The 14,638-nt window shown below is 43.1% G+C and carries 8 protein-coding genes; 3 read left to right on the top strand and 5 right to left on the bottom strand.

The window, feature by feature from the left end:
- Positions 1-120: 120 nt before the first annotated feature.
- From H6G26_RS12815 to H6G26_RS12805, 3 genes are all read right to left on the bottom strand, one after another.
- Positions 121-1,377, bottom strand: a complete 1,257-nt coding sequence (locus H6G26_RS12815) for a glycosyl hydrolase family 8 (RefSeq protein WP_190729625.1) — start codon at positions 1,375-1,377, stop codon at positions 121-123.
- 125 nt (positions 1,378-1,502) lie between these two features.
- Positions 1,503-3,845 (bottom strand): tetratricopeptide repeat protein, encoded by a 2,343-nt coding sequence (locus H6G26_RS12810; protein WP_190729624.1) that lies wholly within the window; start codon positions 3,843-3,845, stop codon positions 1,503-1,505.
- Positions 3,842-5,491 (bottom strand): porin, encoded by a 1,650-nt coding sequence (locus H6G26_RS12805; protein ID WP_347242461.1) that lies wholly within the window; start codon positions 5,489-5,491, stop codon positions 3,842-3,844. Before H6G26_RS12805 ends, H6G26_RS12810 begins: the two co-directional genes overlap by 4 nt.
- A gap of 320 nt (positions 5,492-5,811) precedes the next feature.
- Between H6G26_RS12805 and H6G26_RS12800 the strand changes: the two genes are divergently transcribed.
- Positions 5,812-6,606 carry a hypothetical protein gene (locus H6G26_RS12800; protein ID WP_190729622.1) on the top strand — a complete coding sequence of 265 codons (795 nt, stop codon included), beginning with the start codon at positions 5,812-5,814 and terminating at the stop codon, positions 6,604-6,606.
- A 775-nt stretch (positions 6,607-7,381) separates the two neighbouring features.
- Here H6G26_RS12800 and H6G26_RS12795 read toward each other — a convergent pair.
- Positions 7,382-8,182: a hypothetical protein gene (locus H6G26_RS12795; protein WP_190729621.1), complete on the bottom strand. Its 801-nt coding sequence runs from the start codon at positions 8,180-8,182 to the stop codon at positions 7,382-7,384.
- Between the two features lie 551 nt (positions 8,183-8,733).
- Here H6G26_RS12795 and H6G26_RS12790 point away from each other — a divergent pair.
- On the top strand, positions 8,734-10,332 hold the full coding sequence (locus H6G26_RS12790; protein WP_190729620.1) for a cellulase family glycosylhydrolase: 1,599 nt from the start codon (positions 8,734-8,736) through the stop codon (positions 10,330-10,332).
- Positions 10,333-10,614: 282 nt separating this feature from the next.
- The gene (locus tag H6G26_RS12785) at positions 10,615-12,396 is read left to right on the top strand and encodes a M61 family metallopeptidase (protein WP_190729619.1); all 1,782 of its coding nucleotides are present in this window, start codon (positions 10,615-10,617) and stop codon (positions 12,394-12,396) included.
- Positions 12,397-12,521: 125 nt separating this feature from the next.
- Here the strand turns inward: H6G26_RS12785 and pyk are convergent, their stop codons facing one another.
- Entirely contained in the window at positions 12,522-14,291 is a 1,770-nt protein-coding gene (gene pyk, locus H6G26_RS12780; protein WP_190729618.1) for a pyruvate kinase, read from the bottom strand.
- Between the last annotated feature and the right edge of the window lie 347 nt (positions 14,292-14,638).

The following is a 14,638-nucleotide window of genomic DNA, read 5'->3' as shown; positions in this document are numbered from 1 at the left end:
GAAGCACAAGTATTTTGTTGCTTTTAGAATTTAAAAATCATCCCATCGGATTTTTTAAGGAAATCAACGGGAGTAAAAGGTATTTGGGAAGCCTTTGCTCTAACTCAAGGTCAGAGGATGTCATTTAAGCAGTCGCTGGGGAATTGTCTTCGGAGGTAGCAATCCTAACCAAGCCAAATTCTGGGTGTAATAAGCAGAGTCGTCTCCCCAAATTCCTTGCTTGTATTGAGGTATTATCTTTTTCACAAGCAGTTCTTGAGCGATCGCTGGTTTCACCAACTGCATGGCGGCGTATAACATAGCGTATTGGGATGTAGCTTCGTAATCCACTAATGCTTTCCCTTGGAGATCGATAGTTGCTGGTAGACTCGATTGTTTACTCCATAGTTTTTGCAGGTGCTGAGTGGATGTCACTAGATAGCGCTGCGCTTGGGGTGAGTTGAACCAGGCAGCATCCAATGACAAACGCCACCAAACTCGATAAGAATCAAAGCTATACAAACTCTTCAGAGTACTAGATGCTGGTAGGGTTTGGCATTCTCCTGTTTTGGTATTTAGAGCTACCCAATCACTGGGTAAACCTACGCTAGAAAGCTTTGCGGAATCTTCTAGCACTTGATAGCTGCTGTCTACCAAACTCAACCAATCATGTTGGGGATCAACTTGTGCAAAGATACGAAAAGCATAGGGTGCAAAATAAGAAGGATTCAGGTAAAGGGTAGATGCATTCGGGACAAATGCAGCTACAGGCCCTGGTAACAGGTAGCGCTTACCTTGTGGTTCTGAAATGGTGGACAAGTTCCACAAATCTTGCAGTTTAACTTTTGCCAGTTCCAGGTATTCGGGACGATTCCAACGCCGTGATGCAAAAATCAAGGCAGTAATCGCATCTGTATCTCCATCACTGGCAAAGTTACTGTCGATGACACCCCAGTTACCATCTTCTTTTCGCCCCCACTTCCAAGCCCACAAACTATCTGTGCGTTTACCACCCGCTTGGCGCTGGAGGTTATTTTCAGACCAGTTTAAAGTCAGGGCAAAGGTTGCCGGATCATTAATCAGTACTGCTCTGAGCAAAGCATAAGCTTGACCTTCACTAGTTGAGCGATCGCTTGCTTCGTAATCAATCACCCGCCCATCTGACTGAATAAATCTTTGGCGGTAGCTATCCCAACTTTGGGCTAGTAAATCCCGGTTAGGGGTAGATTTAGGGAGATCAGCTAATAATCCAGTGAGATTTTGACTACTACCTTCAGTGGGGATATTTTTCACCGGAGTTTGCCCATCCGGTGTTTTGGGTGCTGCCGAGTAACTAGAGACACAGGCAGATAAACCAACCAGGCTGGCAATAGCTGCCACTCTTGGGAAGTGCCACATCCTAAGAACAATTTGATTTGTAAAACATTAGCTGATGGGGAGAGCGGGAGAGTATCATCTCTTTGCCCTTATTGTTCCCTTGTAGTTGTTTAAAATTAACTTTCATGAAGAAATTTAAGCGATCGCTAATTTCTGTTTCGGCGTCGATAGTCTTCCCAAGGGGGTTGAAATCCCCGTCGTAGCAGAAAGTCTGTTTGGATTTGCTGTATTTGCCGAGCTGCATCGCTATCGCTTCCTCCTTCTGCGGCTGCTTCTAATTGCAATTGTTCTAGCTGCGCTAGTGCTGTTAAAGGCTGATCTAAAATTGCATTCAATCCAGCAAGGGCGCGGCGTGTGCCTTTGTCTTCCGGTTTTTGTGCCAACACTTGAGCATAAATCTCCTGTGCCGATTCAAAGCGGCGTTGTTCAAAGCGAATTCCGCCCAAAGCCGCTAGAGCATCGATGTTATCTGGTTGCTGCGCCAAAATATTTTCATAGGTATTGCTAGCCAAATTGAAATCACCTACAGATCGAGCTAACTCTGCCTGCAACTGGTATGAGTCAGGAGTGTTGGGAATGCGAGCAATCAACTGCTTCATTCGCGCTTGCGCTTGAGCCGGATTGCGTTTCGCTATCACTTGTAACAGGCGCAGTTGTAGTGGTATAGAACTAGGGTCAACTTCTAGCAGATAACTATATAAAGCTTCTTTTTGCGGATCTGTAGGCAGCGCCCCTAACAAACTGTATAGTTCTGGAGGAGTATTGGTTGCAGGTTGTGTTGCTAACCAATTATTGAGAACTGCCTCTGCTTCTGGTTGGGAGATTCGCTTGGCTTGATAGGCGATACTAGCACGCCCTAGTTGAATCGATAAATTTTGAGGATTGCGGGCTATCAATTGATCATAAACTGTTACAGCCTCATCAAAACGCTTTTGTTGCAGTCGCACTCCAGCTAGTCCGCCAAAAGCAGCATCAATAATATCGCTACTATTTGGCTTGCTACCAAGCACAGCTTGATAACGTTGGGCACTCGCTTCAAGGCTACCCTCACGACGCTCAATTTCTGCTGCTAATAATTGGGGTGCAAGGTCTTTAGCACCTGCCGGGGTAGCTGTATAAGCTGCCAGGGCTTGCCTTGCACCATTTAAATCTTGGCGCTGCACATGCATCTGCGCTACCCGGAAATTCAAAAACGGGACGTTAACCCCCATTTGTAAGAGATTTTGGTACACAGGTAAAAATTCTGGGTCGGGAGCATCAATGTTTACTAAGGCATTAGCTAGTTGTTGCAACTCTACGCGATCGCTCGGTACTGATTGTATTGCAGTCGCCAAACGCTGTTTTAAGTCATTTTTACCGATTAAACCTAGCTGATTTTCTAAAGCTAATTGCTGCACCAGCAAACTTTGATCGTTGGGAAATTCTAACGCCACCCGTCGATACAGTTGCAGCGCTGTTTGTCGTCCTTCGGGGAACCCAGTAAAGACATCAGCGACTTCGCGCAGTAGTTTGGGGGAAGGATTGGGATCGGTTTGGAGTGCTTGACGGTAGAGATTGAAAACTTGTTGGGTGAGGGTGGGGTTATTGGTGTACTTGCGAATTTCATTGAGCGATCGTGCTAAGGGCAAAATCGCCTCTGGCCTTCCCTGTAATACATCTAAAACCGCCAATGCTTGAGCTTGTTGTTGATTGACAAGATATGCTACAGCCAGTTCTTTACGAGTTTCAAACTCTATCTGGTCAAGTTTATTGGAGCGCTGCAATTGCGCTTCTAATACCTGTACTGCCCCCGCAGGATTGCCTGTTTCTCGTAAGGTGCGACCATAGGCTACTGCTGCATAGCCTGTAATGGCTTTGCCAGCGGAGCGATAGCGGTTAAACAACTCTAGTGCTTTAGGAAAATCCCCACTGTAACTATAAGTTTGAGCTGCACCAATGACTGTTTCTGGTGTGGGGTTGTTGTTCAGTGCTATTTGGTAGTCTGCCAAAGACTCGCTTAATTGTCCTTGATAGGAGTACAGTAGAGCACGGTAACCACGACCTTCTAAGTCATTGGGATTTAACTCTAATAAAGTTGTCAGAGCCTCAATCCCTTTTAAGTTCCACTCAGTACGATAAGTAGCCAATAGACCAACTGTCTTTAAAGCTAGTTGGTTGTTGGAGTCTATTGCCAGTACTTGTTGATAAGCACTCCAAGCTTCGGGGATACGTCCGGCTCGACGATAGGCGATCGCTAATCCCAACCTAACTTGCGAAGATTGCGGTTGACTTTTGAGGGCTTGTTGGAAGGCTGCGATCGCATCATTGATAAAGCCTTTTTTTAAAAATGCAAAACCTTTTTGTGCCGATGCTGATAAGTTCTGTGCTTGAGCAGGGGCAATGCTGTCCAAGGGTGGCACGGTTAGCAAGTAAGTAAAAAGGAAAAATGAACAAATAAAAAGAGAACGATATTGAATTTTTTTAGCTTTTTCCTTATTATTTTGACTCATTGGGTAATTCTCCCTGTGGGAGTCACATCAAATTCTGATTTCACCCTGATACCGAAGACTGTTTCTGAGAAATCATCACGTGCTTGAACCGAAAAGCCTACCCGTAGATTGGAAATAAATTTAAAATCATAGAACATTTCCAATACATCGGGACGCTCTCCACGACGCAGGCGATCGTTAGAGAGAGCGCGCCCATAAGCTATTCCTAGTCGGTCATCTGGGGTAAACAGATCCAAAAAACTAGCTCCCAAAACGTAAGTATTTGCACCCTCTCCTAAAGTGCGATTTTCGTAACGACCATAGCGCCCAAACAAACCTAATTTCAGATTAGGAATAAAGACTTCGGCATTGACACCGTATGCTTCTTCGCGATCGTTTTCATCAGGACCAAATTGATTGTTACCTCTGGCAATGCTAAAGCTTTCAAGAAAGCTATCACGGACACCAGCATCGCGATCGCTGGCATAAGTACCACGAATAATCGCATTGCCGTAACGGATGCCGATTTCGCCAGCAAATCCATCTAAAGAGAAGTCACCGGTTTTATCTGCTGATGAAAAGACTGCCGCTTTCGCTTCAATATTGTCAGTGACACTCCAATCGGCTAACAAACCGGTGCGTGAACTAATCCCTGTCGCCGCGAGTGCTGGGTTGGTTTGAAACACCGGATTAAAGAATTGACTAGCTCCATCTTTAGCAAAGCTGTTGCGATCAAAATAAGACGTTAAATCTATTTGACCGATCACAAACCGCAGATTAGGTACTCCTCCTAGTGAAGTTGCCAAATAAAGCTCGTTAATGTTCAAACCCTCATTTCGGGAGTCATCCAAGCTGCTGCCTTGGCTTGTTAAGTCCAGAGTTGCTCCAACCAAAGCTTGAGGAGACAGTGGATAGATGCCACTAAGTCTCGCCCGCGCCGAGGTGTCACCGCCTTGGGTGATATAAACTCCTTGGAATTGTAAAGAGGGTTCCCTTAAACTACTGCTATCGAGTTGACGGCGTTGTTGAGTAGTTACCGATTGGGTAACTGGTACTGGAGTGGGAGCTGTAGTAGGAACTGATGGTGTTGTCTGTGGATCGAGTAATTGTTGATTAAAAGTTGGTGCTGCTGGTGCAGTGAATTCTTGCGTTGCAGCCGAGTTGGGAAGTGGTGGCAGGGGCGCTGTTTGAGAACCGAGTACTTGATTAAAAGTTGGTGCTGCTGGTGCAGTGAATTCTTGCGTTGCAGCCGAGTTGGCGAGTGGTGGCAGTGGTGCTGAACTACTTGATGGCTTTGGGCCATTCACCTGTCCCTGCAATCCTAAATTCACGTCAGAAGTGTCCCCACCTGCTGCCACTCGTGGTGCAACAGAACTACGTGCTGCTGCCGGGGCTTTTCCAGTTACCTGTTGCTGGATAAAGACACTCTCCAACTGTTGGAGGTCGTTGACTCGTTTGGGTTCTACAACTTTGGACACTGGATTAGCGATCGGTGCAGTTGCTACACCAGTCGTTACGCGTGGAGGAGGCAATGTCTGCGATCCTAACTGCGATTGACTTTTCTTGACGGGTAATTTAGGCGCTGGTAGCGGTTCTGCTAAACCCAATTGGTAGTCGATAGTTTGTAGCTGAGATGGGTTAACTTGAGCTGAAGACTTTTCGCTCACTGCCAGTACCCAGCAAATCGAGACGACAATGCAAAGCACTGGATAAACTTTATGGTACTGGCTTGAAAAAGTAAATTTATAACAATCGAGTACTGTTTGCCTCATCAGCCTAGTTGGGTAACAACTACATATTTAGGTTATTGAATGTCGCTACTTTAGCAAACTTAATGAGTATTAACCACTAGATCCAATAAAATTCTTAATTTTCAATTAATTAATTAAGAGTCGATAAAAGTTGTTGTTTTTAAAATAAAAGTGGGCATAATAGGTAAAAACCTGAGCTAAAGTTTGCAAACAAACCAAAAAATTTGCCATTTATTATGAATATTATTGATTTAAAGGCTTTTTTGCCCAGATTTAAAGCTCTATCTACTACTAATCTCCAGGCAGGCATTTGCCTAATGCTTTTAACTACCAGTTATGGGTGTGTTCAAAAAGCACAAGAAAAGGTAGAGATGAAAATTGGAGATGTACAACCTATATCAAGTAAAGGTGTATACAATATCGTCGGAAGTACTAATCTGCCGGAGTCTAGCAAGATTACAGTGGCCGCTGTGCGTTATTTGCGTCCAATATCACGACAAACAGAAGCTTTACTGAATTCAGACGCGAATACTAACCGTTCAATTCTGGCTCGTCAAATTGTGGAAGTGAAACAGGGACAATGGGAGGCTGCACTAAATCTGTGGCAAGTTTCACCCGATGGTCATTTTCAAGAAGTTTGGCAAGCAAATCCAGCACAAATACGACTCTTTCCAGAAGATGGTGTTACATTTGTAGCTATTTTCGATCCTGCTAGTAAGTGGGAACAGCCAGATAATCAAAACTCTCAAAAGTTAAAGTTAGAAAATCAACAGTTTGACACGCTTGAAAGCAAGTTGATTCGCTTTACTAACGAAGGTGAAAAGTATTTACAAGTTAGCCAAACCTTAACAATACCTCTACCTACGGGGAAAACAATACCACCTCGTCCGCAACCGGAAGACCTGAATGGTGGTTGGGGAAACCGATATCAAATTCCGCCGCAATCCATAACTTCTAAAACTACCTTACCTCCACCGATTAAAAACAGGCAAACGAATGCCTATGTAACTCCTTCAGAGTTTCTCAGGTGAAAATTATAACGGTTCTCGTTTACGTGAGGTACACCCGTAGGGGCACGGCATTTTCCCTACACCTTGGAATATAATGTTATACCGCATTTGAATGGGAACCGCTATAAGATGATCATCAAACTGATAAATAATCCTGTCTATTCTATAGCGGTTCTCACTTTGGTGGAATACAGTCTGAACCTCAACCCATATTTGCTTACGCAAACACTCCCTTTTGATAGATAAAAACTGGAATACCAGCCTCAATATGAGCGCTGGCATCCAGATATTAATTACCTAATAAACACCAATTCAATGGCATTGTTTCTGGAGAAAAGTGCTTTGTCCTCATTAAGAGATTTGTGCAATTTCGGAAGCTTCACGAAAGAGCAGAGGTAAAATTTATACCTAAAGTCAATTGCTCTGTACTTCTATAGGAATCCTAAAAATCTCCGATTCTTCACTCTGCGTTCTCTGCGCCTCTGTGGTTGATTTATTTTACGTCAGTTCGGGTTAAGAAGATTTATTCAGCGTTAGTTGACGGAAACAACGCAAACACGTTGACATATCTCAGAATCAAGCAACGCTGTAATAAGGGTTTCAGCTTATCCCGAACTCAGGTTATTTTGGCAAATAAATGATTTAGGAATGCTATATGCTTGCTATTGAGTGGTTTAAATATTTTCCTCTGCTTCTTTAAGCTTTTGCTTGTTTTAGTTATTTCTCATCACACAAAGGGGAATTAAACCTGTTTATCTTCAGCTTTTGCTTTCTGATAAACAGATTTGAGTAGATTTTAAAGGACAGTATTATAGTAAACCTGAAATTTAGCTGGGGATTCTACTTTAGCATTTGTTGGTTCAGACGTTAGTTGCAAATTGTCCTGCATTGCTTGCATTTGTAACATCATCTCTTTGATTTGTTTTTGCAAATCTTCAAATTCTGATGGCATAATTGCTGTTTGATTAACTTCACCAGCAGTAATTTCTTTGATATTGTTGGGATTCTCTTGAGCATAGCCAAGGAAAGTTTGGGCAGATGCAAACGCAGAAGTAGCAGCAATATCTCCGATAGCGGTAGTGGTATTTTTTTGAGTTGCAACCTTTGGTGCAGTATTTACTGGTTGTGTGTGCCCTGGCGTTGGGATTTGCGCTCCAATAGGTTGAGATGAAGTTATTGCATTTTTTGAGTTAAGAACTTGGTCAAAAGGCAATTTGTCATCTAAAAAAGCGTTCAAGCCAGAAATTTGTAGTCGAGGCTCGGAAACTTCCCATTCTTTTAGTAATGCCTCTTTCTGCTGTAGATGTTGTTCTAAGTTAGACAGTTCCTGCTGAATTTTTGCTGATTTGGAAGAAGAATTTCGCCAACCACAGAAAGCTAGTGCTGAAATCCCAGACCCTACACTAAGTGCTGTTGCAAAAACTACATAAGGAATAGCAATATCTCTAAGCTTGCCATAAAAAATAGGTTCTTCCTGAAATTTGATAGCTATTTGTTTATCGCCTAGTGTAGCAAGGGGCAATGACATCAAAGAAAATACACTTAGAGAAGCGATCGCAGGTGGTAGTAAAAATTTTTGCAGTGCAGAAAGTGTCATATCAGAAAGCTTTTGTTAAATAAAAGACTATGGATAGATTCCAGCAGATATAATTACCGCTCATAACATCTATTTTGTATAGAGTTTTCACGGTCACTCAATATGTGTACTGCCTTAGTATCTAAACTATTCTCTATACCAAATAGTTTCAATAGGAAACTGATGAAGAACTCAGTAAACTACGTAAACTTTTTGTAAATTAAGCAACTAATGCAAAACATGATTAGAAGTTTATACGTATTGCTAGCCAAACTTTTCAGCGTTCTTAACTTTTACTACCCAATTTTTATGGATACAGAAACAATAGTAGTTAAGTATTGCTCTAAGATTACTGGGATGGTCAAATGCATGAAGGTTAATTCAGTAATACAAATAACTGTCAAATAAATGCATTGTAATCAGACTACAAAGATTTACCGTCGGCTAAAAATTATATTTACAAAAATGCTTTTTATGTAAGCATCCTGTAAAGTTCTCTTACTCATAAAAAGCATCATATGTTTTTTATGCTGATTCAACTTTGATATTGTGATAAAAAAAGTAATAATAGTATGCAAGTTAATTATAAAAATAAACCAAAAACATTGAGATTACATAAACAATTACTCATATTTTCCTTAAGTGTAGTAGTATTTTTAGCAATTATTTTCACTAAGGAACCTGCTAGTATTCAGCTAGATGCTGCTAGGGCTACAACGCCAATAGAGCTACCACTTTCAACAATTGGTAGAACCATTGTGGATGCAAAAGGCAAGGTTGTATTGCTCAGAGGTGTTAATTGGTTTGGTATGGAAACTGATACGCACGTGCCTCACGGTCTATGGCAACGAGACTATAAAGAAATGCTGGCTCAGATTAAAAGCTTAGGATATAACGTCATCCGGTTACCTTATTCTGTGGCAGCATTGCGATCGCTTAATGTAAGTGGCATTAACTTTGGAATTGGCAGTAACCAAGAACTTCAAGGTAAAACCCCCTTGGAGGTAATGGACTTAGTTATTCAGGAAGCGGAACGTCAAGGATTGCTAATCTTGCTCGACAGCCACCGCCTCAACGACCAACAAATTCCAGAATTGTGGTATGGAGACGGCTTTACGGAAGCAGACTGGATCGATACTTGGAAAATGTTAGCAATCCGATACAAGAATCAAACTAACGTTATTGGCGCAGACTTAAAAAATGAACCTTACGGAAAAGCTAGCTGGGGTGATAACAATATAAGTACTGACTGGCGATTAGCAGCAGAACGTGCAGGCAATGCGATTCTGGGCGTTAATCCTAATTGGCTGATTGTCGTTGAAGGAGTGGAAAAGAATGTCCCCGGTCAAAAATTGCCACAGCATTGGTATGGTGGAAATCTAGAAGGTGTAAAAAAATACCCAGTACGTTTATCTCGTTCTAATAAGCTAGTCTATTCTCCTCATGAGTACGGCGCTGGGGTGTACAATCAGCCCTACTTTTCTGACTCTAACTTTCCTAACAATCTGATTGATCGCTGGCAGATAGGATTTAACTATATCGCTAGTCAGAATATCGCTCCCATCTTGATTGGGGAGTTTGGGGGACGGCAAGTAGACTTAAATTCCAAAGAAGGTATTTGGCAAAATGAGTTGGTAAAATACATTCAAAAAAATAACTTGAGCTTTACTTACTGGAGTTGGAATCCTAATAGTAGTGATACAGGCGGAATTTTATTAGATGATTGGCAAAGTGTTGATCTACCCAAGCAGCAATTACTGTCCCAACTGCTCCCACCAGTACAAGTTCAACCTCTAGATCAACCTAGTAATCCTCCTGTTTCCCCAACTCCTACTCCTTCTATCTCCCCATCTACTATTAGTACTGTCCAACTAAAAGTCACTACTGAAATCAGTTCTAACTGGGAAACCGGATTTTGTGTCAGCTTCAAAATTACAAATCAGGGTAATACCAAGGTTAATAACTGGCAACTGGCATTTAACATGAATCAAGCTAAGATTAATAACTTTTGGAACGCAGATTTTAAGCAGCAAGGAGCTATAGAGTATGTAGTGACTCCTTTGGACTGGGGAAAAACAATTGAACCAAATCAAGTACGAGATACTGGGTTTTGTGCCAGCAAACTTGGTTCTGACTATCAGCCGCAGCAAACAGCCGCCGTCTCGATTTGAAAAAGAGGCAAGGGAGCAGGGAACAAGGGGGATGCTTCAAGTGGGGATTCGATCCCGTCTGTTGGGCTAGCTTCCGGCTCTTTACGAGAGCCATTTAGTAGAAGTGGGGGATTTAGACCCATTTTTTTCCTTTGATTCCACAGCAGTTATTGAAGGGGTCATTTCTCCTTGCCCCCTTCAATAACTGCCTCTTCGTTGAAGCCAAAAGTTAAAAGGCGAATTTGTCATGATAGGAGAAATAACCAATCCCATTAACCATTGAGTATTAACTCAGCACACAAGATGACTGAAGCAACAGCAACTCGTCCCAACGCCTACGTCCAGGAAACCGGGCCAACCATTCATTATCTGGTGACAATGTCCCAACCAGAAACCCATCTGTTTGAGGTGACTTTACACCTTGTCGATTACCCCTCACCGATTCTCGATTTAAAATTGCCTGTGTGGACACCCGGTTCCTACTTAGTCCGTGAATATGCTAAGAATTTACAGGATTTTGTGGCTTTTACAGAGGATATACCTTTACCTTGGCGGAAGATCAGTAAAAATCACTGGCAGATAGATAAAAAGGGTATTTCAGAATTAACTGTACGCTACCGTGTTTTTGCGAATGAACTATCGGTACGGACAAATCACTTAGATGCTACCCACGGTTATTTGAACGGTGCGGCACTATTTTTTAGAATAACGGGCTGGGAAAACCAACCAATTCGCGTCACTATTGTACCACCACGCCCAGAATGGCAGGTAACTACTGCCTTGCCACCTGTTGGTGAGAAAACAAATATTTTCTTGGCTGCCAATTTTGATACTCTTGTTGATACTCCGTTTGAGATTGGTCGCCACCAATTGTATAATTTTGAGGTTTTGGGAAAACCCCATGAATTGGCAATTTGGGGGCAAGGAAATTTCGAAGCCCACCAGATGATTGCTGATATTCAAAAAATTATTCAGGTAGAAGCGCAGATGTTCGGCGGTTTGCCGTATGAACGATACGTGTTTCTACTACATTTATTTAGCCAGGCTTTTGGCGGTTTGGAACATAAAGACTCTTGCTCCCTAATTTACCAGCGTTTTGGATTTCGCGCTCAGGAAAAGTACGATCGCTTTATGCAATTGGTAGCACACGAGTTCTTTCACTTATGGAATGTTAAGCGAATTCGCCCAAAAGCATTAGAGGTTTTTGATTACGACCAAGAAAATTACACACCATCATTATGGTTTTGTGAGGGTACTACTAGTTACTATGACTTGTTAATTCCTTTGCGGGCGGAAATTTATGATGTTCAGTCTTATTTGAATAAATTGAGCAAGGAAATTACCAGATATGAAATGACACCGGGGCGCAAGGTACAACCCGTTTCCGAGTCGAGTTTTGATGCCTGGATAAAACTCTATCGCCCGGATGCCAATAGCGGTAATTCCCAAATCTCATACTATTTAAAGGGAGAAATGGTATCGTTATTGCTGGATTTGTTGATTCGCTCTACTCATGACAATCAACGTTCCCTCGATGACGTGATGTTGAAAATGTGGCAGCAATTTGGACAAGATGAAATTGGCTATACCCCAGAACAGTTGCAAGAAGTTATAGAATCTGTTGCCGGAATCGATTTGACTGATTTCTTTAAACGTTATATTGATGGCATTGATGATTTGCCTTTTAATCAGTATTTAGAAACTTTTGGCTTGCAGTTAGTAGCTGAACAGCAGGAAGAACCTTACCTGGGCGTAAGAATAAATACAGAGCATGGGCGCGAGATGATTAAGTTTGTGGAGGCGGGTTCACCTGCACAAATAGGGGGAATTGATGCAGGTGATGAGTTGTTAGCAATTGATGGGATTAAGGTAACAGCAGGTGGCTTAAGCGATCGCCTCAAAGATTACCAACCAAGTGATGCAATCAAAGTCACAGTTTTTCACCAAGACGAACTGCGTACCTATTCCATTACCCTCGCCTCACCACGTCCCACTCGATATCAGGTAAAGCCTGTTGAGCATCCTGACTCCACACAGCAGCAAAACTTTGCTGGATGGCTTGGGGTAGCGATCGCAACTGTTTGATAAAGGGATTGGGCATGGGGCATTGGGCATTGGGCATGAGGTATTGGTTATTAATTCTCCCCCTTGCCCCCTGCCCCCTGCTCCCTGCCCCCCCTGCTCCCTGCCCCCCTGCTTCTTCACCAATCCTAATGCGTTCTCACCGCCCCAGAGTAAATCAAACCCCGTTGCAGATCCAGTGTTATGATCGCCCCATCCCGAATCGCCTGCGTTGCCTGCTTCACGCCGACAATAACTGGCACACCGAGACGCAAGCCGATGATTGCTGCGTGACTTGTGAGACTTTCTTCTTCCGTAATAATTCCGGCAGCTTTACGAATTGCTTCAACAAAATCAGCACTAGTGCGAGGTGCAACTAATATGTCTCCAGGATTAAAGTTACTAACATCCATGCCAGTATTAGCTACTCGTGCGCGACCACTCACTGAACCTTGTCCCAGCCCAATTCCGTGACCTAGTATTGCCGTCACCACCTCGACTTTAATCAAATCTGTGGAGCCGGAAATTCCTTGGAGTGTGCCAGCAGTCATTACTACTAAATCTCCCTCAGACAGTAATTTAAGCTCTTGAGCCACGTTGATCGCAGCTTGAAATGTCTGACCAGTCGAAGGTAATCCTAGCACCAATAGCGGTTTTACTCCCCACACCATCTGTAGCTGCCGCGCCACATTCACATGGGGTGTCACTGCCAAAATCGGTGTTTGGGGACGGAACTTAGATACATTGCGAGCTGTTGCCCCAGTTTGCGTTAGGGTCATGATTGCTGCTGCGCCTAGTTGTTCGGCAATTTGCCCTACAGCTTGACTAATCGCATTGGGAATGGAGCGCCGGGAATCTCTCAAAGAACGTAAGTTTAAGTGTTGGGCTTCTTCCTGCTCCATACGCTCGGCAATTCGCGCCATCGTCGCCACTGCTTCTACAGGGAAGCTACCCACAGCGGTTTCATTAGAGAGCATTACCGCATCCGTGCCATCTAAAATCGCATTTGCTACATCCGATACTTCAGCGCGAGTGGGACGGGGATTGCTCACCATGCTGTCTAACATCTGGGTGGCGGTGATGATGGGAATCCCCAAGCGATTTGCTGTAGCAATTAGCCGCTTTTGCAGTACTGGGACATCCTCTGCTGGTAGTTCCACACCTAAGTCGCCTCTAGCAACCATTACACCATCACACAAAGCCAGAACTGCCTCCATTTGTTCTATGGCCTCGTGCTTTTCAATTTTGGCAACTACCGGCACTTGCTTGCCTGTACTGGAAATTAACTCTTTAATTTCGATCAAATCCTGCGGATTGCGGACAAAGGAAAGTGCCACCCAATCTACACCCTGATCTAGACCAAACATAAGATCTTCTCGGTCTTTGTCGGTCATTGCTTTAACTGACAGGTAAACACCGGGAAAATTCACGCCTTTGTTGTTAGAAAGTTTACCAGGTACAGTGATGCGACAATGCAAATCACCTTTGTCCCGGTTAATTTCCTCCACAACCATTTCTACTCGTCCATCATCAAGCAGGATTTTTGCGCCAACTGGAACTTCTTCGGCTAAATAATCGTAGGTGACGCAGCTAATTTCTTGCGTACCTACCACCGGGCGATTTGTCAAGGTGAAGCGATCGCCTTTTGCCACAACTATAGACCCGTTGTCAAACTTCCCCAAGCGAATTTTTGGACCCTGCAAGTCTTGGAGAATAGCCACTGGTTGATTTAGTTCAAAAGCCGTTTGCCGAATTAAGCGAATACTACGCTGATGGTCGGCATGAGTTCCGTGGGAGAAATTGAGTCGTAGCGTCGTGGCTCCCGCTTCAATAATCGCCTTGAGCATTTCAGGACTACTAGTAGCGGGGCCAATAGTAGCGACAATTTTTGTCCGGCGCAGAGAATCTCTTAATTGCATAAGGGCTGAAGTTAGGGAGCTATCTGGGAAGTCATCGTAACTTAAGTGGCATCTCCTTTTCAGTTACTGCTATACCAATAGATATAAGCAGCTAGAGAGTGTTTCTTGGGAGAGTGGGTTCTGTGGGATAGACTTGATATATTACAACAATCTTGTATCCATCCTCCTCACTAAGGAGTTTATCCCTTTAACTCCTTGCCGATTGTCATATCCCAATTATTAGTAAAGATTAGGCTTTGTTTGGAATCATAGCGTTATTCATCTACTGATATTTAAAGCTGTAGATAAATCTTGCTATACAAAACTTTACATAAATTTATTCTTTCCTAATCTTTATCGTATATTTG

The organism is Nostoc sp. FACHB-888 (assembly GCF_014696655.1).
Classification (GTDB): Bacteria; Cyanobacteriota; Cyanobacteriia; order Cyanobacteriales; family Nostocaceae; genus Nostoc.
Note: the sequence above shows the minus strand (reverse complement) of the source record. Positions and strands in the feature narration are given on the sequence as shown.